This window comes from Lacinutrix algicola (assembly GCF_001418085.1).
GTDB classification, from domain to species: domain Bacteria; phylum Bacteroidota; class Bacteroidia; order Flavobacteriales; family Flavobacteriaceae; genus Lacinutrix; species Lacinutrix algicola.
Window position 1 is genome coordinate 63,513 of record NZ_LIQH01000041.1, and the last position, 23,400, is coordinate 86,912.

20 protein-coding genes and 1 tRNA gene are annotated in these 23,400 nt (G+C 30.9%); 6 read left to right on the forward strand and 15 right to left on the reverse strand.

Annotation, left to right across the window (positions count from 1 at the left end; all coding sequences use genetic code 11):
• Positions 1–122 precede the first annotated feature (122 nt).
• Positions 123–1,577 carry a CotH kinase family protein gene (locus ASC41_RS15040; protein WP_055437485.1) on the forward strand — a complete coding sequence of 485 codons (1,455 nt, stop codon included), beginning with the start codon at positions 123–125 and terminating at the stop codon, positions 1,575–1,577.
• On the opposite strand, the gene ASC41_RS15045 is transcribed toward ASC41_RS15040, so the two are convergent.
• The 14 genes from ASC41_RS15045 to ASC41_RS15110 all read right to left on the reverse strand — a co-directional run bounded on the left by ASC41_RS15045 (position 1,542) and on the right by ASC41_RS15110 (position 19,371).
• A complete protein-coding gene (locus tag ASC41_RS15045; RefSeq protein ID WP_055437486.1) occupies positions 1,542–2,792 on the reverse strand; it encodes a metallophosphoesterase in 1,251 nt (416 codons plus the stop codon). The genes ASC41_RS15040 and ASC41_RS15045 overlap by 36 nt on opposite strands.
• Positions 2,793–3,113: 321 nt before the next feature.
• Positions 3,114–4,958: a hypothetical protein gene (locus ASC41_RS15050; protein ID WP_055437487.1), complete on the reverse strand. Its 1,845-nt coding sequence runs from the start codon at positions 4,956–4,958 to the stop codon at positions 3,114–3,116.
• A 178-nt stretch (positions 4,959–5,136) separates the two neighbouring features.
• Positions 5,137–6,564, reverse strand: a complete 1,428-nt coding sequence (locus ASC41_RS15055; protein WP_055437488.1) for a caspase family protein — start codon at positions 6,562–6,564, stop codon at positions 5,137–5,139.
• Positions 6,565–6,727: 163 nt separating this feature from the next.
• Positions 6,728–8,065, reverse strand: coding sequence for a nucleotide-binding domain-containing protein (locus tag ASC41_RS15060; protein ID WP_055437489.1), 1,338 nt, complete (start codon positions 8,063–8,065; stop codon positions 6,728–6,730).
• Positions 8,065–9,180: an SAVED domain-containing protein gene (locus ASC41_RS15065; RefSeq protein ID WP_055437490.1), complete on the reverse strand. Its 1,116-nt coding sequence runs from the start codon at positions 9,178–9,180 to the stop codon at positions 8,065–8,067. Before ASC41_RS15065 ends, ASC41_RS15060 begins: the two co-directional genes overlap by 1 nt.
• 289 nt (positions 9,181–9,469) lie before the next feature.
• Positions 9,470–10,015 (reverse strand): hypothetical protein, encoded by a 546-nt coding sequence (locus ASC41_RS15070; protein WP_152971485.1) that lies wholly within the window; start codon positions 10,013–10,015, stop codon positions 9,470–9,472.
• A 320-nt stretch (positions 10,016–10,335) separates the two neighbouring features.
• Positions 10,336–12,486, reverse strand: a complete 2,151-nt coding sequence (gene scpA / locus ASC41_RS15075) for a methylmalonyl-CoA mutase (protein ID WP_055437492.1) — start codon at positions 12,484–12,486, stop codon at positions 10,336–10,338.
• Positions 12,487–12,488: 2 nt separating this feature from the next.
• Entirely contained in the window at positions 12,489–13,199 is a 711-nt protein-coding gene (locus tag ASC41_RS15080) for a hypothetical protein (RefSeq protein ID WP_055437493.1), read from the reverse strand.
• 11 nt (positions 13,200–13,210) lie between these two features.
• On the reverse strand, positions 13,211–14,554 hold the full coding sequence (locus tag ASC41_RS15085) for a methylmalonyl-CoA mutase subunit beta (RefSeq protein ID WP_055437494.1): 1,344 nt from the start codon (positions 14,552–14,554) through the stop codon (positions 13,211–13,213).
• A complete protein-coding gene (locus tag ASC41_RS15090; RefSeq protein ID WP_055437495.1) occupies positions 14,547–14,849 on the reverse strand; it encodes an FtsB family cell division protein in 303 nt (100 codons plus the stop codon). Before ASC41_RS15090 ends, ASC41_RS15085 begins: the two co-directional genes overlap by 8 nt.
• Complete coding sequence (udk, locus tag ASC41_RS15095; RefSeq protein WP_055437496.1) at positions 14,849–15,457, reverse strand: uridine kinase; 609 nt, start codon at positions 15,455–15,457, stop codon at positions 14,849–14,851. Before udk ends, ASC41_RS15090 begins: the two co-directional genes overlap by 1 nt.
• 72 nt (positions 15,458–15,529) lie before the next feature.
• A complete protein-coding gene (locus ASC41_RS15100; protein ID WP_055437497.1) occupies positions 15,530–17,788 on the reverse strand; it encodes a DUF7619 domain-containing protein in 2,259 nt (752 codons plus the stop codon).
• Positions 17,789–17,832: 44 nt separating this feature from the next.
• A complete protein-coding gene (locus ASC41_RS15105) occupies positions 17,833–18,261 on the reverse strand; it encodes a c-type cytochrome (RefSeq protein WP_055437498.1) in 429 nt (142 codons plus the stop codon).
• A gap of 6 nt (positions 18,262–18,267) precedes the next feature.
• On the reverse strand, positions 18,268–19,371 hold the full coding sequence (locus ASC41_RS15110) for a PQQ-dependent sugar dehydrogenase (protein ID WP_055437499.1): 1,104 nt from the start codon (positions 19,369–19,371) through the stop codon (positions 18,268–18,270).
• Positions 19,372–19,479: 108 nt separating this feature from the next.
• Between ASC41_RS15110 and ASC41_RS15115 the strand changes: the two genes are divergently transcribed.
• Positions 19,480–19,554 (forward strand) — tRNA-Pro (locus ASC41_RS15115).
• Positions 19,555–19,765: 211 nt separating this feature from the next.
• On the opposite strand, the gene ASC41_RS15120 is transcribed toward ASC41_RS15115, so the two are convergent.
• Positions 19,766–21,130 (reverse strand): NAD-dependent succinate-semialdehyde dehydrogenase, encoded by a 1,365-nt coding sequence (locus ASC41_RS15120; RefSeq protein WP_055437500.1) that lies wholly within the window; start codon positions 21,128–21,130, stop codon positions 19,766–19,768.
• Between the two features lie 196 nt (positions 21,131–21,326).
• Here ASC41_RS15120 and ASC41_RS15125 point away from each other — a divergent pair, with 196 nt between their 5' ends.
• From ASC41_RS15125 to trxB, 4 genes are all read left to right on the forward strand, one after another.
• A complete protein-coding gene (locus ASC41_RS15125) occupies positions 21,327–21,659 on the forward strand; it encodes a YtxH domain-containing protein (protein ID WP_055437501.1) in 333 nt (110 codons plus the stop codon).
• 3 nt (positions 21,660–21,662) lie between these two features.
• Complete coding sequence (locus ASC41_RS15130; RefSeq protein ID WP_055437502.1) at positions 21,663–22,007, forward strand: hypothetical protein; 345 nt, start codon at positions 21,663–21,665, stop codon at positions 22,005–22,007.
• 2 nt (positions 22,008–22,009) lie between these two features.
• The gene (locus tag ASC41_RS15135) at positions 22,010–22,216 is read left to right on the forward strand and encodes a hypothetical protein (RefSeq protein WP_055437503.1); all 207 of its coding nucleotides are present in this window, start codon (positions 22,010–22,012) and stop codon (positions 22,214–22,216) included.
• A gap of 151 nt (positions 22,217–22,367) precedes the next feature.
• Positions 22,368–23,348: a thioredoxin-disulfide reductase gene (trxB, locus tag ASC41_RS15140; RefSeq protein WP_055437504.1), complete on the forward strand. Its 981-nt coding sequence runs from the start codon at positions 22,368–22,370 to the stop codon at positions 23,346–23,348.
• Positions 23,349–23,400 lie beyond the last annotated feature (52 nt).

Here is a 23,400-nt window from a genome sequence, read left to right on the forward strand (position 1 = left end):
GTAGTTATAGCTCAAATAAAATGTAATTTATACTTAAGGCATAGAAATTGCATAAATAGATATAGAACAAGTGGTTAAAATATATATCATTATTTTTAGCCCATAATTAAGTATAATTTATAATGAAGAAATTATCTCATACTTTGCTTATAGCATGCACGTTACTTTACAGTTTAACGGGTTTTGCGCAAGAAATTACAGCAGAAGAAGGAAGCTACGGCATAGATATAAAGAATAAAATTATTGTTTGGCATCAAAAAAAATTAGACTCTATTATTTTGAAAAATAAAAAGATTACTAGTATACAATTTGATGACCATTTTAAGTTGAAAAACACTTCAAATCAATTGTCGTATACGCAAGGAATTGGTGTGGAAAATGGAGAAGATTATGTTTTATACATATCTAAAATACCATTAATACATGTTACTATTGATACTTCTGCGATTACTAGCGATGCAAAAATTGCAGGACATTTTACTTATTTTAATAATGGTGAGTTTATTGAAAGTACAGTAGGAGTGAGGCATCGTGGAAATTTATCTTTGGGCTTCCCAAAGAAATCTTACGATTTAGAGTTTTGGACCGATGGCAAGACTAAAGAAAAGAAAGATGTAAAGTTTAAAGGCATGCGCTCTGATGACGATTGGATTTTAGATGGCATGTATAACGAGCCATTGCGTTTACGCTCTTATATGGCAACCAATTTATGGACAGAAATCTATAAACCTTATTACTTAGATAAAGAGCCAAAGGCAAAAAGCGGATTCGAAGTGAAGTACGCAGAAGTTTTTAGAAATAACGAATATTTTGGTATTTATCAGTTTTCAGAATCTGTAGATAGAAAGCAATTAAAGCTTAAAAAGAACAAAGGCGATACTATTAATGGTAGGTTGTATAAAGCTAATTCTTATAATGGCGGACCAGATTTTAGCCGATCTCCAAGTAAGTACAATAATCTTTTTCCACATTGGAATGGTTGGAAAACCGAATATCCTTTTATTAATTATTCGTCAGATTTTGGAGACTTATCGCAGTTTACAGATTTAGTAGTTAATGCAACAGACGAATCTTTTGCTAAAAACATAGAAAAAGAGGTTTATATTCCTAATGTTATAGATTATTATCTGTTTGTAAATACCATGCGAGCAACCGATAATTTAGGTAAGAATTACTACTTAGGAAAGTACAACAAAAAGGAACCGTACTTTTTTATTGCTTGGGATTTAGATGGTGTTTTAGGCATAATTCAAGACGGAAAGCGCGAACGCGTTACCAATAGTGTTTTAGGTAATGGCCTTTTTAATAGATTGTTAGAAGTGAACCCAAATGCTTATAAAGCAAAAGTAAAAGCCAGATGGATTGCTTTAAGAGCAACAGCTTTTGGTAATGAAGCTTTACAGTCTAAAATTGATGAAATCTACACTAAGTTTACCGAAGAAAAAGTTTACGAAAGAGAACAATTGGTGTGGCAAAATAAATTAAATGAAGATTCTGATCTAGAACATTACAATTATTTAAAACTGTTTTTAGAAGATAGATTACTCTTTCTCGATGCTCATTTTAAGGCTTTGTAATTGGTTCTCTAAAGGTGTTTTTATGGCATTATCATCGATAATAAACTCTTGATTGTTTTCTATAAGTAATCCTTTTGTTTTTCCAGAAAACTTTGTGTTTCCATGGTTTACATCGGTTATAATTATACGACCATTAAAACCGGTAGCTATATCTTTAACTGGCGTATGCCCAATTACTATTTTTTGCGAATCGTAGTATTTTAAAATCGCATCTAGTTCTGTTTCTTTTATTTTATTGTATTGAAACCTTGTTTTAACAAGACCTCTGTACCAAAACGGACCTTTTAAGCTAAAAAGGAAATCGGTTATTTTGTCTTCAGTTTGTAAACCATTAATGCGTAAACGCACACGTTTGTTTATTTCTTCGAGGTTTAATTTGTGCTCTAAAAGTTCTGGGCTTATTCCTGCATGAACAAATAAATAACCACCAATTTTTTCAATCACATTTTTCGAGGCTAACCATTTTCCTAATTCGGTATGTTTAGAATATAAATATTTAACAGCCTCTTTTTTATTCTCTATTAGGCTAATTTCTTGTGCGGCCTTTATATATTTTACACGGTTATACCTGTGGTCTCCATTAAAATTAAGTATTTCATGGTTTCCTAAAATAAAGTGTACAACTCCATTTTGTTGTATTGCTTGATCTTCAAGTTTGTAAATTAACCAGAGTATTTGTGTTACGTTTTCTCCTCTGTCTACAAAATCGCCTCCTAAAACCAAATGGCCATTACCATAAATCCAATTATGGTTTTCGTCAATTACTTTATTTGCAAATAAGAAACCAGCAAAAGCATCGTATTTACCTTCAATATCCGAAATAACAACCATTTTTTCTGGTAACTTGTAAACCGATTCTGGAATGGTATGTTCCTTTTTTAGCGATAAGTAAAACTCGTTTTTATCTTTATTATCTATGGTTACAACTATAGAATCTCTATTAAAAAATGGAGAGACCGTAAGTCTGTTTTTAGAACTAACCGTATACAATAAAGAGTCGTTTATTATGTACGGACCATCGCTTCCATTAAACTGAACAAGCTTTGTTCTTTTTTGTTTTTTAGGAGTAGGTATGCCATTAAGAAGACTGTCTTTTTTTAATGTTTTTTGTAAAGGAATATGCTGTGCAAAGCTTTTTGTTTGCAGACTAATAACAAAATAAAGACCTAAAAGAATACAATTTAAATGAGTATGTTTTAGGATGTTGTTTTTCATTGTTACTGTAAAAGCTTTTTATTTTTGTACAAATTGAAAACCCTAGTTTTGGCTAAGTTGTACTTCAATTCAACTCAAAAATACAACTATAAGCTAATAAAACGGAAGTTGTTAACAGTAAATTAGCTGTAAATACAATTCATAAAATCAGTTTCAGAATCATATGTTTTTTTGCATGAAACAAAAATCAATAAGGTTATAAGTAACAATGTTATTTTATTCATTGTGTTTTTTGGAATGTTTTATCATCTATAAACACGTAACGACCTTTAAGTAAGCACTAAAATCGTAATTATTCTTATGCGATATGAGGCACTGGTATTATTTACTTATTGCTTTTAGTATTCTTTCTTCATTTATAACAATATCCCTAAATAATACGTGTGGAAATTCAGTGTACTTTGATGTTTTAAAAGCTTCTGCGATATTAGATAGAGTGGAAGCAGTAATTAAAGATAAATTCATTTCTGTATCCATTTCACAATCTGTTACAAAATCATCGCTAAATTCAGGAGCAATAAGTAGTATTTTTACAATTCGTAAATTATTCTTTAGTGCTAAATTTTGATAAGATTTTAACTGTCTTGAAACTGCACTAAATTTATTATAACCTCTTTCTTTACTTGTTTTACACTCAACAATTATAATTTCTTGGTTTCCTAAATTTAAAAGAATATCCATCATATCCTTTTTAGTATTTAATTGATTTTTAAATTTATCATCGACATTAAATCCAATGCCTTTAAAAATCACACTTGTAAGTTCTTCAAATTTTAAACCTAGTTCACTTTCCTTTATAGTAATTCCGTTTTCTTTTAATAGATTTAAGTTTCTGTAAGCAACATTTTCATAATTCTCTAAATATAAATTTTCTACATCTTTGTAATGTTCAAGAATATTTAAAATATCATCACCTCTTTGCTTAACTCCGTTATCTTTTATAAATTTTGTTCTATCTTCTTTTATAATTAAATCTAAAATATCTCTTGGTTTTATATTATAATCGAGTAAAAAGTCTGCTTTTAAAACATATTCGTCTTGTAGTTCAAATTGCTCTTTTATTTGTTTATTTAGTTTAGGTAAGGTAATATTTAGTTCTGAAAGTAGTTTATCAAAACCGTCATGAGAAATACCAACTTTTTCATCTCGTTCAATATTTTCAAAATATTCAATTAAACTATTTATTTTGTCATCTAAAGTGCTTCCTTTTAGATTACTAATGTCAAGTCCTTTTTCACAAAGTTCGTTTAAGGTTTTTTTCTTTTCTGTAAGAGTACTTCCTGCTTTATAAATTCCAGAAGACAATAAATCAGTATAAGAAACACCTTCTTTAATAATGCCTTCTATTTTTTCTGAATAGGAGAGTTTTCGGTCTATGTTATGCTCTTTAGAAATTTGATTTATTATCGGTTCTCTCAAAAGTTTTAATGTTCTACGGTAATATTTAGTTGCTATTTCTTTTTTACGCGTTTTTCTTAAAAGCCTAACCATTTCATCTGCAACATAAATAGTGCTTTCTTTATTCGAGTAAAAAATAACACCAATATTTTTCAAGCCTTTTATTACTTCTTGAATATCAATTTTTTTAATAGGTAAAATTGAATAGTTTATTAATTTAATTTCTTCTTGCGAAAGGCCTAGTTGTTTTGAGAGTGTTAAAATTATAGAAAGCTCATCTGATGAAACTTTAGCTTCGCGATTGTTTTCTTCATCGTTATAATAAGCAGTATGTAAACAAGATTTGTATATTTTATAATCTCTTTTTCTTGTTTCACTTAATTCTGATTTATCATTATCAAAATCTGTATTTAGAACTTTAATTTTACCTTTTAATTTTTTTATTTCATTGTCGTATAATCTTGAAAACCAATCTTGTTTCATTATACAGTTTCCATCTCTAATAATTATATCTATTAAAACATCTAATTGTGTATTTATTTCTTGAAATTCAGATTTTATATGTTCTTGAAATTCATTAGAAATAAGAGCAAATACTTTGTCGATATTTCTATTATCTACAGATTTTAAACCTTTATCCGACGAACTTAAAATTTTATCAATTTCCTTACTGTTTTTTGGTTTTTTCGAAATGATATTATCAATTACTTTGATAAATGAGTTTTTTTCAAGTGAGCCAAGTTTATCTAATATCTTTTCTAATTTCATAACTTTTTTATTTTCTAATATTTATTTTACTTTTGACTAAGGTTTTTTTATATTGGGTGGTTATACACAAAAAAAATGTAGTAAATGATAACTGAATTGAAGTCCGAGAGGATTTTCGTAAGTAGGTTAGAACCAGAAATAAATTGTATACGGTGTTGGCAACTGGTATTTTTAAATGTTATAAATTTTCTTTAAATGCAAGTTTTAATATTGGTATATTTTCATTTATATTCAGTAAGTCAATAGGTATAAGTAATAAATTAGATATAGTTTTCTTTATATATTTTGAATTCGTACCTGTTTGACATATTGAAGAAATAGTTTTAGTTATGTCCTTTCCAGATATAGTGATTGATTCTATTATTTGGTAAGTAACTTTATTATCCATAAAACTTTTAACTTCTTTTTCTGTTGCTAGTATATCTACATCAATAATTGAATCAACTGTATTTGGGATGTAAAACAACTCATTTTTATATGGTTCTAAAGCGTTATTAATAAAATCAAAAGATTTTTTATATTGAGGTAAATGTCTAAGAGAAAAAATATTTTCTATATAATTTCCTTTCAAATTATCTCTTCTGAAATCTCCATTACTATTGAAATAAATCTCAAACAACATTCCATTTAATAAATGGTTTTCATCTCCGATATTATATTTGGGTAATTTATTTTTTAAATCTTCAATAAAATTCGTTGCGTTGTGTGCATAACCTGAGGCTTGCAAAATATTTCTTCCAATAATGAATTGTTGATTTTTATTTAAATTTTGTATTGGAGTGACAGATAATTTATCCATAGCAGGATTTTGTTTGTTCCAATCACTTGTTTGTAAGTTAGAAATTATTTCATCAGCTTCATCTCCTTTATTAACGTAGTTACGGTCTTTAACAACAGATTCGTCATAAGGTACAATTACTGAATGTACCATTTGTCCAGTATTAAAATAAAAATCATTAATTAAAGATGTATGCTCCCAAGTTGTTTGCACTCCTGCAGTTAAATTGTAGACTGTATTTCTAACCTTTTTGAACAAAGCTTCTACAGATAATAATTCACGTCCAATGTATTTTAGTAGTGAGCCAGTATAAATACTATGACCTTCCATTCCTTTGTCTTTTGCACCTTCTCCTGGTGATGTAGAAAAGGCGATAATAGTTCCTTTAGGAGCTGTTACAGTATTAAAAGATGTGTTTGTTCCTCTGTCTAAAAATTTTCTACAAGCATCAATTATGACAATATTTGCTTTGGTTTTGACCCTTTTAAAGATAAATAGAATATCAACTAATTTAATACAAGATGAGCCTACATTAAATCTATTGATATTATCCAAATTACAATCAATTGATGCTAAATAATTTTCTTCTTCGACTTGAAATCCATGTCCTGCAAAATAAAAAATTGCAGTATCAAAATCTTCTAATTTATTTTCAAAGTCGTATAAAGTATCAGCGAATTGTTCGTGATTGCAATCAGATAAATAAATTACTTCATAACCCAGTTTTTCAAATGTTTCCGCAATAGCTTTGGCGTCATTTATAGCGTTTTCTAATTTATGTTTTCCAGAATATTTATCATTTCCGATTACTAAAGCTAGTGTTCTCATTTATTGTTTAATTGTTATGTTTTTTTTACTTGTTGCCAACGTGTTTGTATATGGTTTAAGCAACTAATTTAGTAAATAATTACCGACCAAGAAAGTCCGTGAGGACTTTCGTAAGTAAGCGAGAAGCCAGCAATAAATTATATACGGTGTTGTGTATAGTGATTTACTTTTTTATTACCACTTCAAATTTTTCAGAAGCTACTACTTGGCTATTTTTAATAATTTGACAAATTAATTTATGTTTTCCTTTATAAGCAGTCTGTTCCCAATGAGAAAATGAACTCGAATATATATTTTGGTCTAATGTTTCGTGACCTAAATCAGGTTTAGCTTCCGCTTCATCTCCTTTATTTTCTACTATCCATTTAACATCAAAAGGGACTGATATATTAGTAGAAGCATTAAATTTTAACCACATTTTTTTTGGAATTTTAAAATTACCATTAGTGACATTAGAATTTAAACGAAAACCATTTTTGCTAATATGTAAACTTGCATTCAAAGAAATCAGATTTGATGGTAGAGAAAAACTTTTGTTTGAGGCATTGTTTGTTTTTATTTCTGTTTTCCAAAAATCTGAATTAAAAACCCATTTCCAAGCTTCGTTAGCTTTGTCTTCGTCACATTCAGGACTGTTCAATATTTCTAATTTTTTAACAGCTTGTTTTAGTTTTTCTTTTAATCTATTAACTTCATTTTTATACTTGCTTTTTTCGGTTAGCTCAGAAGATCTATCAGTAGGGTTATAGACTTGATTATTATATTTAAGTCTATTATATATTGAGTTTATAGTTTTGACTAGGGAAATATCATCTCTATAATAATCTGGAAAATAGCATTCTGAAGCTAAAATAGAAATAACTAAACCTCCAGGTAGGCTCCAGTTTTCTCTAGAACGTGTAAATTTCTTAAGAAGTCTTACAATTCTTCTAAATTGGTTATTCTCAACTGTAGCTCCAAAATTTTTATTTGGACTTTTTGTTATAACAAAGTTGCTAAACCAATTAGTAATATCTTGAGGATTTCTATTTTTCCAATTTGAACCTGCGTGTTCATAAATTGTATTACCTAAAAAATCGATAGATTGTCGGTAAATTGCGAAATCTACGTGATAACCTTCACTATACCATATTGTAACAGCATTTGTTCTTGCTTCAGGTTGTTTCGAGAAATTTCCCGTTTTCTCACGCAAAAACTTTTCTACAAGCCTTCTTGAATTTAAGGCACTTGTCGGTAACTGGTCTTTAGGAAATATAACAGCAACATCTATGTCATAATCATTGTCATCGTGTCGATTTGCTGTATGCATAGCAATACTTCCTTGTTCTAATATTGTTGGGTAAGGATAGGATTTACTCTCTTTTGTATTAATTGAATCAATACCTGAATTTAGTCGTTCAAGGTTTAATTTTTTATATTCTCGCAGTTTGTTTCTGTCTGCTTCTTTAAGTCTGACAACCTCGTTATAAAAGCTCCCTAGTTTATTATTAAGGTTATACATTAATTTTGAATTATTTTTTTAGAGGACTCATTTTCATTTAAGTTTATTGCCCATTTGTACTTAGGATTGGTATTATTCATATAGTTGTAAATAATAAATTTAGGATCAGTTCTTTTACTGATTTTTCTTCCTAAATTAATTGCTAACGATACAGGACCTGAATAAAATAAATGAATTTGTTTTATGTCTTGGTAATTGATTAATATTTTATCTACAGACTCTCTAAATATTATAGAAATATCATTAATTTCACTAATGTTTTTTATAGAATCTAATTTTATAGAATCAAGAGATATTGAATTTAATATTTTAAAGTCGGGAATTACATCTTCTATTAATTCATTGTTTATTGGATAGCTTATTTCAATCTTTATAACTGCATTTTTGTTTTCATTTTCTCTTATCTCAGAATTTTGAGTAATCAGTAATTTATTTTGACCTATTTCTAAATAATCCCATTGATAAGAATTACGATTGTATTCAAAGAATTCTATTTTAAACTTATCTGCTATTTGAGAACCGACATCAAAAAGCATAGCTATGTGAGCCAATCCAAAATATGCAATTTCAATATTTGGATTAGTCTTTGTTAGTGTTTTTATTTCAGTTAGTAAGTTTTGTTGTTCAAATATAGCATAGTCAGGAAAGTTTAATTCTCCTGATTTGTATGTTTTGGTTTGGTCGATTACAATTTTTTGAGTTTCAAAATTCTTATAATAACCGTTTCTAATATTTGCAAAATTTGGCTCTAAAAAATCATCGATTGATTTATGTAAAATTGCAATTAATAATTTAGGTTTATCTTTATTCTTGCTTTCAATACGTTTGTTTGTAAAGTAGATAATTAAGCCAATAAGAGCTAAAATTGAACCAATCACAACAGAAGACCATTCTATAATTCCAATTCCATAATCTGTTCCTAAATTATTCTTTAATTCTACTTTTAATACATTGAGTAAGACTGCAACATACCAAGATAATCCAGTTAATCCTGATACAATTAAAGTAAGACCAGAACCTATAAATATTTTGACAATCCATCTGTCAATTTTAGGTTTAAAAAAAGATATTATTTTAAATGTAAATTGTTCTGCTCTATTCAAGATGTTCTTCATTTTTTTGCATTATACACAACATGTTATATAGTAACCTTAATTCCTCATATCCCATAAATACAACGGGATATTACATGTTTAGTATTGGTTTATACCTAAAAGATACAAGCAACGAATTTAGCACTTATTTGTCGCGTAAAAAATACGTAGAACTACGTATTTTTATTCAACAAAAGCCAAGTTACTAAAGTAGAATAATTCTATTTTACGGGAAACCGTAAAGGCATAAAAAAACCACTAAGTTTTTAACTAAGTGGTTTTAAATATTACTAATTTTATTTAGAGTTCATTACTTTTCTATTTGTACCAATGGATCGTTGTTACTAATGGTATCGTCTTCAAAAGGAGGTTCGGTTTCCCAATTGCCTTGTACTTCGGAGTTTTCTATTTTGTCTCCTGTACTTTTATCTATTTCGTAGTGGTAAAAATAAGAATCGTTACTAATGGAAACGTAGTAGGTGTCTGCTTTTTCTTCAACTTCGTTAACAAAACCAGATTTAAGAGCGATTTGTTTTTTAAGTGTTTCTATTTTTATGGCATCTTCTGCTGTTGGTATATAGAAGTCGCTGGTTCCAAAAGCATCAAAAGGATTTATATTTTGGGTGATGACATTAATAGTAAAGTTGTAATAAATAGTGTTTTGTATGTTGAGTGGTTTAAACATTAAAAGCCTATTAAAGTTTACTATCACTTCCTTTTTGTTGGCCCAAGCGGTTATGTCGTAATCTTCTAGTGTTATGTTTAATGCAGGATATTTATTTTTAAGAATAGTAGTGGCTTGGTTTACTATTGCATCTTTACCTAAAGCTTTTAGAGTCTCTATTTTGTTTTCCATTTTTTCTTCTTGACAAAAGCCGTAGTTTATAGTAGCGGTTACAATTAATAGGAATAAGACGAAAGGTTTAAGTTTTATAAATTGCATTGCAAAAGGAGTCTGTTATATGGCATTTAAAATTATAAATTAGACTAAAAAACCATGATTCGGTTTTGTGTATTTTCTGGAAGTTGCTTTAATTATTTTTATACTTTTTACAATATAAAAAAGTAAAGTGTTGTTAATAGAAAATAAATTATAGGTCTATTTATACTAATGTTTAGCGAGAATAGATACTTTAAATTATTAGTAGCGTAGTCTCTAAAACTATTTTAGAGATTTTAATCAATCAAAATCTCTAAAATAGTAATAGCAGCTTCGCTAATTTTAGTTCCAGGACCAAAAACAGCAACAGCACCAGCATCAAACAAATATTGGTAATCTTGTTTTGGTATTACACCACCAACAATAACCATAATATCTTCTCTACCGTACTTTTTAAGCTCTTCTATAACTTGTGGCACTAGTGTTTTGTGTCCAGCCGCTAAAGACGAAATACCAAGAATATGCACATCGTTTTCTATGGCTTGCTTTGCAGCTTCGTGCGGTGTTTGAAATAACGGACCAATATCGACATCGAAACCAATATCTGCATAACCAGTAGCAACTACTTTTGCACCACGGTCATGGCCATCTTGTCCCATTTTAGCAATCATAATACGTGGTCGTCTACCATCTTGCTCTGCAAAGGTATCGGCCAGTTCTTTTGCTTTCGCAAAACTCTTATCGTCTTTTATTTCTTTACTATACACACCAGAAAATGATTTTATTTGTGCTTTATATCTGCCATAAACAGCTTCTAAAGCATCACTAATTTCGCCTAAAGTAGCGCGTTCTCTTGCAGCTATTACAGCTAAATGTAGTAAATTATTTTCGGCACTAACGTTAGAATCTTTAGTTTTATTAGATAGGCGAGCCGCTTCGGTTAAATTATGTAAAGCTTCGGTTACTTTTTTAGTATCGCGTTCGGCTTTTGTTTTTACTAAGCGCTCTATTTGTTGTTTTCTAACGGTTTGGTTATCGACTTCTAAAATATGAAGCGGATCTTCTTCGTCTAAAACATATTTATTAACACCAATAATAAGATCTTGACCAGAGTCTATTCGTGCTTGCTTTCTTGCCGCAGCTTCCTCAATTCTTAATTTAGGAATACCGGCTTCAATAGCTTTGGTCATACCACCAAGTTCTTCAACTTCTTCAATTAAAGACCATGCTTTTTGTGCGATGTCATGGGTTAGTTTTTCAACATAATAACTACCAGCCCAAGGATCTACTGTTTTTGTAATATTGGTTTCTTCTTGTAAATATATTTGTGTATTTCTTGCAATTCTAGCAGAGAAATCTGTAGGTAATGCAATAGCCTCATCTAAGGCATTGGTATGTAAACTTTGTGTGCCACCAAAGGCAGCAGCAGCAGCTTCAATAGTTGTACGTGCTACATTATTAAATGGATCTTGTTCTGTTAAACTCCATCCACTAGTTTGGCAATGCGTACGTAATGCCAACGATTTTTGATTTTTAGGATTAAACTCACTTACCATTTTTGCCCACAACATTCTGGCTGCTCGCATTTTGGCAATCTCCATAAAATGATTCATACCAATGGCCCAAAAGAAAGAGAGTCTTGGTGCAAAAGTATCAATATCCATTCCGGCGGCTAATCCTTTTTTTATGTACTCTAAACCATCTGCAAGCGTGTAAGCCAACTCAATATCGCAAGTGGCACCTGCTTCTTGCATGTGGTAACCAGAAATACTAATACTATTGAATTTTGGCATATTCTTGCTCGTGTATTCAAAAATATCTGAGATAATTTGCATGGATGGCGTAGGAGGATAGATGTACGTATTACGTACCATAAACTCCTTTAATATATCGTTTTGTATGGTTCCTGCTAAATCTGTAAGTGCTACGCCTTGTTCTTGGGCAGCAACAATGTAAAAGGCTAAGATTGGTAACACAGCACCATTCATAGTCATAGAAACGCTCATTTTATCTAGCGGAATCTGGTCGAAAAGTACTTTCATGTCTTCAACACTGTCTATGGCTACACCGGCTTTTCCAACATCTCCAACTACGCGTTCGTGATCAGAATCGTAACCGCGATGTGTTGCCAAATCGAATGCTACAGAAAGCCCTTTTTGTCCTGCAGCTAAATTTCTACGGTAGAAAGCGTTACTTTCTTCGGCAGTAGAAAATCCTGCATATTGTCTAATAGTCCAAGGTCTACGCACATACATGGTTGAGTATGGTCCACGTAAATTTGGAGCAATTCCTGCTACAAAACCTAAATGCTCTAAGTTTTCTAAATCGGATTTTGAATAGTTCGATTTTACAGGAATGTCTTCAGCAGTTAAAGAAGAAACAGATTTTGTGTCTTGACTTTTTCCTGCAGATTTAATGGCGATATGTTGAAGGTCTTTTCTGCTCATTATTAATGGTTATGTCCAGCGTGTGAATCCCTTGTCGTTACTTTTTTAGGAACTTCTTGTTTAGGTGTTTTGTTTAAATCAACACCTTTAACACTAGGCTTTGCTGGCTCAGGTTGTGCTTGCGGATTAGGATTTTTTAGTTCTTCTACTGTTGTATTTAATAATTGAGAGTAGAAAAATTCTAAAGCCACATAAGTTTTTAAACTACCATCTGCTTGAATAAATCTTGTGCTACCACTTAAAAGCGGTAAAATTAAATTTGGTTTTAAGCTATTAGTAGACAGTAAAGCATTGTAGGTTGTTTTAATGCCTTTGTCTTTTATATTATTTGCTATACAATCTACTACAGGATGCGAGGTGTTAAGCGAAGTTACACCATTATTAGTAACCCATAAGTTAGAATCTTTTTTTAAGGCTTTTGCAATTTTTAAACTGTGTTCGCTAGCAATATCGGTTACTTTTAATTGACCTCTTAATCTAGTGCTAATAAGGTTAGAATACGATTTTGCTGCATTTCTATATTGCATATCGTAACTGTTAATAATATCGTTCTCGAAAGCATAAACGGCTTCTTGCAATAAATCTCCATTTGGAAAATCGCAAGCCAATACCTTAGGGCTTTCTGAGTATTTGTAATCGATTGTTTTAGAATTGTTACAGCTTGAAAATGTAACAAATATTGATAAAGCTAAAAGTTTAAAAGTTGTTTTCATTTGTAAAATGTTTATTCAGTTTTTAATCGGTTTTGTTCTATAGTTTCTGCTAATCGTCTTTCTAAAATAGGTTCAAGTAGCGTTTTTCTAGCATTCATTTTTAAAAAAGGATAGAGTTCAAGGTTGTCTTTCATTCTATCTTCTGTATTTGGATGCTTGTTTGTACCTAGTAATGTAATGTCTCCATTATCGAAACTAGCTTGTTCTTTAGCTGCGCTTTCTTTTATTTTTTTCTGAATTATTCCTTCTTTTAATAACTTAAGAAAGCCTCCTTTTTGTTCAATATCTTTAAATAATACTAATGCTTTTTCCGATAGTTGTTCTGTTAAGCTCTCGATGTAATATGCACCATCCGATGCATTTTGCACCACATCAAAATAACTCTCGTGTTTTATAACCAATAGCTGATTTCTAGAAATACGTTCTCCAAATTCGTTGTCTTTATGGTAAATAGCATCGTAAGCAAGATTGCAAACAGTATTTGCACCACCAAGAATAGCACTCATACATTCTGTAGTTGTACGCAGCATATTGGTATTATAATCGTAAAGTGTTTTGTTACGTTTTGTTGGTGTAGCTATAATATGGCAATCTTCTATAATGCCATATTCTGATGCTAAAGTTTTCCAAAGTAGCCTTAAAGCACGAAGCTTTGCTATTTCGAAAAAGTAATTAGTACCTACAGAGACTTTAAAAGTAATTTGAGATTTTAAATCACCATTTAAAATATTTAAATATTCGTTAGCATGTGCTAAACTATAAGCCAATTGTTGTACAATGGTTGCGCCTGCATTTTGGTATAAGCTTAAATCGACACTTAGTGTATTGTTTTTTTGAGAAACAATTTTCTCTAATTGTTCGTGGTCACTTTTTAAAGTATTAAACCAGTTTCCAGATCTAGCAAGGTTTCCAATACTATCTGTTAATAAAGAAACTCCAGGAATAGCGCATAATTGCTTAGCATAATCTGCGTCTAAAAATTGTAATTCGAAATAGAATGGAGTAGAAGTGGTGTCTATATTTTTTAATAAGCTTTCTATTTCAACGTCTTTGTTTGGGATAATAAATGTAATGCTTTCTGCACCGCGTTCGATTGCGTTTATGGCTTTTGCATTCGATTTTTCCACATCAAAAACAAATATAGATTGGCATATAGACCATGAGTTTGATGGGATTTCAGGAAAAGGTTTTCCGTTAAAATCGTCTGCATGATAAAATGGCTTTACATTAATATCTTCAGGAGTGTTCCAAATTAGAGTAGAGTTATAGTCTACGCCTTTTAAATCTGCTTGAATTTGTTGTTTCCATGCTTTTGCAGAAACACTATCAAAATCGCTAAATAGTTTTTTACTCATCTTTTTTGACTTTTAAACTGTCTTGATATTCTATTATATAGATGTCTTCGTTATCGCGTTTCATATAATATTCTTCGCGAGCAAACTTCTCTAGACCTTCCTCTCTTTTTAATTCCTTAATTGCTTTGTTGTCTTTAACTATTTCTTTTCTATAATATTCTTTTTCTTTTTCAAGTTTTTCGATGTCATTATTTAATTCATTGTGAATTATTAATGAGTTACCATCAAAAAACAACATCCATATAGTAAATGCTATAAAGATAATTAAGAATATATTTTTGAAATACTTAAGCATTAAGTTAGTTTTTCGTTAATTATAGTACGTACAATATCAACAGCAACTGTGTTGTATTTATTGTTCGGGATAATTAAATCTGCATACTCTTTCATTGGTTCAATAAACTGTTGATGCATTGGTTTAAGCGTTGTTTGGTAGCGTGTAAGTACTTCGTTTATATCTCTGCCACGCTCGGCAATATCACGTTTTACACGTCTTATTAAGCGTTCATCGCTATCTGCATGTACAAATATTTTAATATCGAACATGTCACGGATTTTAGGTTTACTTAAAATAAGAATACCTTCTACAATCATTACATGTTTTGGGTGTGTAGTAATGGTTTCTCTAGTTCTATTATGGTCTACAAAAGAATAGACAGGTTGCTCAATACTATTTCCAGCTTTTAAGGTTGTTAAATGCTGTCTTAATAATTTAAAGTCGATAGATTTTGGATGGTCGAAATTTATTTTAGTACGCTCCTCGTAAGTCATATCCGAAGTATCTTTGTAGTATGAATCTTGCGATATTATACCAACTTCACCTTCTGGTAATTCGTTCATTATCTGCTCTACCACAGTTGTTTTTCCACAACCTGTTCCTCCAGCAATTCCTATTATAAGCATGTATTGTTTATTAAATTTAAGTTAACAAATTTAATAAATTCTTATTCAAGTGGGTTTATGAAATTCTATAAATTAATTTTTAATTAATTTATAGTTCTGGCGTCCTTTTTTATTAGTAATTGAAACCATGTAAAATCCACTTTGTAATGAAGAAACATCTATAGTTTTTAATTTTGAAAAAGTATCTGAATACACCTCTTTTCCATTTAAATCTATTATCGCTATTGAGTATTGGTCACTATCTACAGCCGAAATATTTAATTGATTTGTTGCTGGATTTGGATAGAGTTTAAAGCTGTCTTTTGTAAATAAATTTGTAGATAAAATTCCAATTTGTGTTGTAGCCTCACTTGTAACGATTGCAGGATTAAAATCGAAATAAATATTTGAGCTTGATTTGGCTATATGACTAGAAGTAAAGTAATCGTCTAGTTTGGCTTTGTACAATATCCAACCATGACTTGCAGGCTCGTCTGCAGAGGCATGTGGTAAATTAATACCTTCAAACGTATAAGACAGTTGATTATTACCTGCTATTTGTATATCTGCTGGATGGCTAGAAGCTATTGGCTCAAAAGTGCTGTAGTCTATTTTGTAATGTAAACTTTCGGTTATCACTATGTTTTGTGCAGCTGCAGTGCCTTCATTTTGAAAACGTGTTAAAAAATGGATATAACCATCAGATTGTTCTTGAGTAATGTATGGGCCTTCTAAAATAGTTTTATCGTTTGGATCGAAAGAATTAACAGCAATTTGATTAAGCTCGAATTGGTTGTCAACAGGATAACTATCTGTAATATCTTGAGTCGTTGTGGCAGTAAAAGTGACAACATCGTCCGACTCTACTGTTGGAGGTGTGTTAATGGTAAACCCAACAAAGTAAATGTTGTGTTGAAATGGTATTAAGTTCGAGAAATCCCAAGTTAAACTATTAGAAGTGTTCGCGTTGCTTATAGGCGCTTGTTCAAATACAGTCGCTAAAACAGGATCGTAAGTTAAGGTTACAGAACCATTTAAAGCAGTGCTACCTTGATTATATGCATACACTTTATAACCACTATTAAATCCAGGTACAGCATCTTCCATTGGTATAATTATAACTTTTAAATCTGTAAAGTTATTAGTTGAACTCACACAAAAATCGGCATCATAAGTTTCATCAGATCCAGAACTAGTAATGGAGTAGGTGTCAGGGTTTACTGTAAATTCTGAGCTTAAATTTATAGAAGCACTAGTATTGTAAGTATTAATATTAGGAATATAAATTGAATATTCTCCTTGTTGGTTTGTAAAACTAGAAAAACTGGCACCACTTGTTGCAGCAGTTACTCTTCTGTTAGGGAAATTTAAACCAGTAGCACAACTGTTATTATCGCTATCGAAGGTTACATTACCAGAAATTTTGTTTGGTAGTATTCCAGATAAGTTTGTTTTTATGCATTGCAGAGTGCTATTGCCTATAGTTGTGTCGCAGTTGTCCGGTTGTGGGCAATTAAAACAATTATTGTTGGATGAATAGGAATTTACATAATTACAAGAATCATAATAAACGTCGTAAAAAATATCTGGTAAAAAATAAACATAACCTATAGCAATATCTGCTGCATTTAATGGGTAAGTTACAGTTACATAATCTCCAATAGTGTTATTTGTACTAGAAACTGTTACGGTTTCATTATTATATAAATTTGTTGCGTTTAAAGTGTATTGGTCATTTGGGGATGTAATACCAAAGGTATTTATATAGGTGTTTATAGTGTAAACCATAGTGTCTCCAATGTCAACCATACTGTTATTATTGTCGTCTACGTAAGTTGCGCTTATTTGAAAATCTGTGACAGATTCATTCATTTGCACATAAGTTGTGTTATTATAATCATAACTATAATTAGCAGAAAAATCATTTATTACAGAAGCGTTTGGAGTATCTGCAGTAACTTCAAACTGTATTTGGTCATCACATTGTCCATAGTTGTTAATTAGAATAGTTAGTGTTAATACATCATCTGGGTTTAAAGTTTCTAATGTTTCGTTTGTGTTTAATGTTAAAAGCGAAAGACTTGTACAAGAAATAGAGACGCCATTAATTCTACAATCTGAGACAGAATCCAAAATGCCATAATTATCGATAATGTTTATATTATTTAAAACCTCGTCTCCAGTGTTTTTTATTTGCGCATATAAAGTACGGTAGCCGCTATAAACTTCAGGGTCATCATATATCTGAGATTCCTGTAAAATAAATCCAATAGAAGGGTTTTGTGCGTTTATGGTAGTAAAAGAGCTTAAAGCGAATAGTATAATAGATAGTAAAAAGTACTTTTTTAACATAAGGTTTTAATTAGGTTAGGTGTTCAAATGTAAGAATTTATATATTAACGTTCTATATTTTGAACTTCTTTCTCTGTTGCCAAAACAGTATTAATATTACCCCAATTATTTGAAATATAATTCATTACATCTGCAATTTCCTTATTACTTAAACCTTGCGCTGCCATTACAGAGTTATATAGCTCTCCGTTTACGGTTATTTCTCCTGAAAGTCCATATTTAATAGCTTTTATGCTCTCTAATCTATTCTTTATTAAGAAATCGGACTTCGCTAATGGCGGAATAACCTTAGGCATACCTTTGCCGTTTGGCATGTGACATTGTGCACAAAAGTCGTTATAAATTTCTTTGCCTTCGGAAAAATTCTGATTTACATAATTTACAGCAAGACTATTTTTGTCCGTTTTTTTATCTGAAGAATTACAAGCGCAAACCAAAAAAATAAGCGCTAAACTGAAGCTTAAGTTTTTCATTTATTTTTAATGTCTTATCAATTTAACAATACCTAAGTTTTCTACTCCTACGTATATATAACCATCCGGACCTTGTTCTATAGAACGTACTCTTCCAATACCATCAAGGAGTCTTTCTTCTTTAATAACTTTACCGTCTTTTAGATCGCAGCGATCTAAATAACTAAATTTTAATGAGCCTACCAATAAGCTACCTTTCCAATCGCCATATTTATTTGAAGAGATAAAAGACATGCCACTAGGTGCAATAGAAGGATCCCAATAATGAAGAGGTTCTTCCATGCCTTCTTTTTTAGTTTCGTCGGTAATTGAAGTGCCAGAATAATTTTTACCATAAGTGATAACCGGCCAGCCGTAGTTTTTTCCTTTTCTTATTATATTTATTTCGTCTCCTCCTTTAGGCCCATGTTCGTGTGTCCAGATTTCTTGAGTGTCTGGATGAAGCTCCATACCTTGTGGATTGCGATGTCCATAAGACCAAATGGCTTTTTTTGCTCCTTTAGAATCTACAAAAGGATTATCGTTTGGTATTGAGCCATCATCGTTTAAACGATAGATTTTGCCACCATCTCTTGTTAAGTCTTGCGGATTCTCATCACGATTGCCACGTTCTCCAATAGAAAAATAAAGATAACCTTCTTTATCAAAAACAATTCGTGAACCAAAATGTTGTCCTTTAGTGGTATTTGGAGTTGCTTTGTAAAGCAGTTCTTTTTCTGAAAGAGCATTATTTTTAATTTTTGCTCTCATAATTGCAGTATTACCACCTTTTTCTTCTCCTTTAGGAGAGGCGTAAGAAAAGTAAATCCAACCATTTTTCTTATAATTTGGATGAATATTAATGTCTAATAAGCCACCTTGACCACGAACATAAATTTCTGGCAGGTTTTTTATCTCATTTTTAATTTTATTTTTATAGTGAATAAGTTTGCCTTCTTTCTCTGTAATTAACATAGAGTTGTCTGGTAAAAATACAAATCCCCAAGGATTGGTTAAGTCCTCTACAACAACCTCATAACTGTTGTTTTTATTGATAGGATTCTTGTCTTGAGCACAAGCAGAAAACACGAATAATAGGAGTAAAAAGTAAGTCGATTTTTGAGCGCGCATAATTAAATTAAAAATTTTTAAACAATTTACAATAAAATAGTTTGTTATGTCAAAAAGTAGAGTATATTTGCACTTCTAAAATTTAACAGTTTTAGTTTGATAACTATTCGGGGTGTAGCGTAGCCCGGTTATCGCGCCACGTTTGGGACGTGGAGGCCGCAGGTTCGAATCCTGCCACCCCGACAAAAAGACCTGATAATTTATTTTATCAGGTTTTTTTATTTTATAGAGTTATGTGCTTAAGGTTTTGCTATTAAAACCATTTAAAAAATAAGCCTGAAGCAATTACCGCAATTACCATGACTACTAATGCAATAATTACAAAAGCAGAAACGTTTTTTGTTGTTTTATCTTTTTGTGAAATATAGTTTTCTTCTTTAGTTAAGCTCGTTTTTTATTTGTTTATATATATTGTTTTAATATTTACAAATTCAAGAATGCCTTCTTGTGATAGCTCTCTTCCATAGCCCGAAGCTTTGGTTCCTCCAAAAGGAAGTCTAGGATCAGATTTTACCATATCGTTGATGAAAAAAGCACCATCGTTAATGCTTCCTATTTTATTTCGTGCAGTTTCTATGTCTTTGGTAAACAGCATTGTGCCTAAGCCAAACCTACTGTTAGAAGCTAAACTAATAGCATGATCTAAATCTTTTGCTTTTATAATTGGTGCAACAGGTCCAAAAGTTTCTTCGGTGAAAACGTCCATATCTTCAGTTACATCAGTTAGTATTGTTGGAGAAAAATAAGCTCCTTTTTGAATGTTACCAAGCAGTATTTTTGCTCCTTTTTTTATTGAGGAGTCAACTTGCTTTTGTAGCTCTTCTGCAAGATCTTCTCTTGCAAGTACAGAGGTTTGGGTAGTTTCCTTTAAAGGATTGTCGTATTTAAGTTTTTCAACTTCTGCTTTAAAGCGTTTTAAAAAGGTATCATATATGCCTTCGGTAACTATAAAACGTTTTGCTGCAATACAACTTTGTCCAGAATTTTGGAATCTTGCTTTTACCATAGTGTTTAGGTATCTATCTAAATCGGCATCATCTAAAACAATGCAAGCATTATTTCCTCCTAATTCTAAAACAGATTTTTTTAAGACAGTACTAGCTGTTCCTGCAATACTTATTCCTGCTTTTTCACTACCAGTTAGTGATATTGCTTTTACGTTATCATTTTTAATAAGTGTTTCTATATCCTCATGATTTGAGAGTAGTGTTTGAAAACATCCTATAGGATATCCTGCTTGTTCAAAACATTCTTGAATAGCTAAAGCACATCCAGTAACATTAGAGGCATGTTTTAACAAGCCTGTGTTTCCTGCTGTTAATGTTGGGACAGCAAACCTAAATACTTGCCAAAAGGGATAGTTCCATGGCATTACAGCTAAAATAATACCAAGAGGATCGTAGCTAATAAAGCTTTCGTGAGCTTCGGTATCAATAATATGATCTGAAAGAAAACGTGCAGCATTTTTTTCGTAAAAGTCACACAGTAAAATACATTTTTTAATTTCAGCTCTACTCTCTGCTATGGGTTTTCCCATTTCGAGTGTTATTAATTTACTATACTTTTCAATATTTTCATTTAAAACATCTCCAAGCTTTCTTAGTAATTTTGCACGCTTTTTAATAGGTGTAAGTTTCCAATCGTTGAAAGTGTTTTCGGCAGCATCTAAAATAGAGTGGGTTTTTTCGGTAGAAAAAAGAGTATATCTATTTAGTTTATCACCATTATATGGATTGTAAGTGGTTATTGTATTGTTCATTTTATAATTGATTTAGTGATAATTTAATATAAAAAATCTTAAAAAAAACAATTTAATTGTTGAATTAACAAAGATTTAATATTTCATTATATTCTATTTAAGAGAGTTTTAGAAGTTGTTTTGTAACTTTGTAATGAAGTTAACGTCATATAGTTAACTCAGAAAAATAAATATTAACAATTAAAACAAAATAATTATGAGCAAGAACGGAAATGCAGCATTAGGAATATTATTAGGATCAGCAATTGGAGCAACATTAGGAATATTATTTGCACCGGATAAAGGTAGTAATACAAGAAAGAAATTAACAGAAGAGGCTGTTTTAGCTAAAGATAAAGTAGCAGCGACTGCTACAGACTTAAGTGAACAATTAGAGCAGGAAATGGTATCTGGTAAAGCAACACTAGACTCTCAAATAGAAAGTGTTGTACAAAATGCAAGTTATAAAGCAGAAGATGTAATTACAACATTAGAAAAGAAGTTAGAAGTACTAAAAGCTAGAAATAAGAAGTTACAGAAAACATCATAATTTATGTCTGTAATAAATTCTATAAATGAAGCTTCAAACAAAGCAATAGACCAATCTGAAGAATATTTAAGAAAATCTCACGATTTTTACAAACTTAAAATATTCCAACAGCTTTCTATATCTGTAAGTATGATATTTAAAGCCGTTGCAATAGGCGGTGTTTTTTTAATTGGTTTAATATTTTTATCGATTGCATTAGCATTTTACATTGGTAAACTACTTGGTAGTTACACAATGGGCTTTGTTGTTGTTGGCTTAATATTCTCTATATGTGCGGTATTAATGTATGTATTTAGAGGCTATATTGATGAAAAAGTGATTCAAAAACTTTCTAAAACATTTTTTTAACCATGAAAAAAGTTTACTGTAATTTTAATGAAATTGATGAAGAGTTAACGCGTTTGGAGTTAGAGCGACAAATTGCTATAGAGGAAATTAAAGCTGTAAAAGGAGATTTAAAAGAGAGTCTACAACCATCACAATGGATGCAAACCGGTGTTAAAGTCGCAGGAAAAATAGGTTCTATGGTGTTGCTTAAAAAACTTTTTAGAAAGTAATAAAAGGAATAAAGAATAGACTTTATATAAAAATCGGCAGTACGCCGATTTTTTTGATTAATTAAACTTATCAACTAATAGTAACTGTTGATAACTTAGCTGTAAGTTATCTTCTAAAAAAGCTACTTTTGTTATAATAAATATTGAAAACATGTCTGATACAATAGAAAAAGTAAAATGCCTAATTATAGGATCTGGACCAGCAGGTTATACTGCTGCCATATATGCTGCCAGAGCGAATATGAAACCTGTTTTATACCAAGGAACACAACCAGGTGGACAATTAACAACAACTAACGAAGTTGAAAATTTCCCAGGATACCCTGAAGGAATAACAGGACCTGCAATGATGATGGAGCTTCAAGCGCAAGCAGAACGTTTTGAAACAGATGTTAGAGACGGTTGGATTACTAAAGTTGATTTTTCTGGAGATGTACATAAAGTTTGGGTAAACGAAGACAAAGAAATACACGCAGATACTGTAATAATTTCTACAGGAGCAAGTGCTAAATATTTAGGTTTAGAGTCTGAACAAAAATATTTAAAACTTGGAGGAGGTGTTTCGGCATGTGCAGTTTGTGATGGTTTCTTTTACAGAAATCACGAAGTTGTAATAGTTGGAGCAGGAGATAGTGCTTGTGAAGAAGCACATTACCTTTCTAAGCTTTGTAAAAAAGTTACCATGTTAGTAAGACGCGATGAGTTTAGAGCTTCTAAAATTATGGCTGCAAGAGTAAAAAACACAGAAAACATTGAGATACTATTTAATACTGAAACTGATGAGGTTTTAGGTGATGGCCAAGTAGTAACTGGTGTTCGTGTAAAAAATAATAAAACAAATGAAACGCAAGATGTTGATGCAACAGGATTTTTTGTCGCTATTGGACATAAACCAAATACAGATATCTTTAAAGGTTTTATAGATATGGACGAAACAGGATACATTAAAAATGTTCCTGGACGTGCATTAACAAATTTAGAAGGTGTATTTGTTTGTGGTGATGCAGCAGATCATGTTTACAGACAAGCAGTAACAGCAGCAGGTACAGGTTGTATGGCGGCTTTAGATGCAGAACGTTATTTAGCAGCTAAAGACTCTACTTTTGAGGTTAGCACTTCTAATTATAACTAGTTAATTATATTCTAATTTAGATTAGAAATATAAATATTAAGATAAAAAAATA

Bases quoted from the DNA above. Each gene is read 5' to 3' on its own strand.
- ASC41_RS15040 (WP_055437485.1), top strand. From the start codon at position 123: ATGAAGAAATTATCTCATACTTTGCTTATAGCATGCACGTTACTTTAC.
- ASC41_RS15045 (WP_055437486.1), bottom strand. From the start codon at position 2,792: ATGAAAAACAACATCCTAAAACATACTCATTTAAATTGTATTCTTTTA.
- ASC41_RS15050 (WP_055437487.1), bottom strand. From the start codon at position 4,958: ATGAAATTAGAAAAGATATTAGATAAACTTGGCTCACTTGAAAAAAAC.
- ASC41_RS15055 (WP_055437488.1), bottom strand. From the start codon at position 6,564: ATGAGAACACTAGCTTTAGTAATCGGAAATGATAAATATTCTGGAAAA.
- ASC41_RS15060 (WP_055437489.1), bottom strand. From the start codon at position 8,065: ATGTATAACCTTAATAATAAACTAGGGAGCTTTTATAACGAGGTTGTC.
- ASC41_RS15065 (WP_055437490.1), bottom strand. From the start codon at position 9,180: ATGAAGAACATCTTGAATAGAGCAGAACAATTTACATTTAAAATAATA.
- ASC41_RS15070 (WP_152971485.1), bottom strand. From the start codon at position 10,015: ATGGAAAACAAAATAGAGACTCTAAAAGCTTTAGGTAAAGATGCAATA.
- scpA (WP_055437492.1), bottom strand. From the start codon at position 12,486: ATGAGCAGAAAAGACCTTCAACATATCGCCATTAAATCTGCAGGAAAA.
- ASC41_RS15080 (WP_055437493.1), bottom strand. From the start codon at position 13,199: ATGAAAACAACTTTTAAACTTTTAGCTTTATCAATATTTGTTACATTT.
- ASC41_RS15085 (WP_055437494.1), bottom strand. From the start codon at position 14,554: ATGAGTAAAAAACTATTTAGCGATTTTGATAGTGTTTCTGCAAAAGCA.
- ASC41_RS15090 (WP_055437495.1), bottom strand. From the start codon at position 14,849: ATGCTTAAGTATTTCAAAAATATATTCTTAATTATCTTTATAGCATTT.
- udk (WP_055437496.1), bottom strand. From the start codon at position 15,457: ATGCTTATAATAGGAATTGCTGGAGGAACAGGTTGTGGAAAAACAACT.
- ASC41_RS15100 (WP_055437497.1), bottom strand. From the start codon at position 17,788: ATGTTAAAAAAGTACTTTTTACTATCTATTATACTATTCGCTTTAAGC.
- ASC41_RS15105 (WP_055437498.1), bottom strand. From the start codon at position 18,261: ATGAAAAACTTAAGCTTCAGTTTAGCGCTTATTTTTTTGGTTTGCGCT.
- ASC41_RS15110 (WP_055437499.1), bottom strand. From the start codon at position 19,371: ATGCGCGCTCAAAAATCGACTTACTTTTTACTCCTATTATTCGTGTTT.
- ASC41_RS15120 (WP_055437500.1), bottom strand. From the start codon at position 21,130: ATGAACAATACAATAACCACTTACAATCCATATAATGGTGATAAACTA.
- ASC41_RS15125 (WP_055437501.1), top strand. From the start codon at position 21,327: ATGAGCAAGAACGGAAATGCAGCATTAGGAATATTATTAGGATCAGCA.
- ASC41_RS15130 (WP_055437502.1), top strand. From the start codon at position 21,663: ATGTCTGTAATAAATTCTATAAATGAAGCTTCAAACAAAGCAATAGAC.
- ASC41_RS15135 (WP_055437503.1), top strand. From the start codon at position 22,010: ATGAAAAAAGTTTACTGTAATTTTAATGAAATTGATGAAGAGTTAACG.
- trxB (WP_055437504.1), top strand. From the start codon at position 22,368: ATGTCTGATACAATAGAAAAAGTAAAATGCCTAATTATAGGATCTGGA.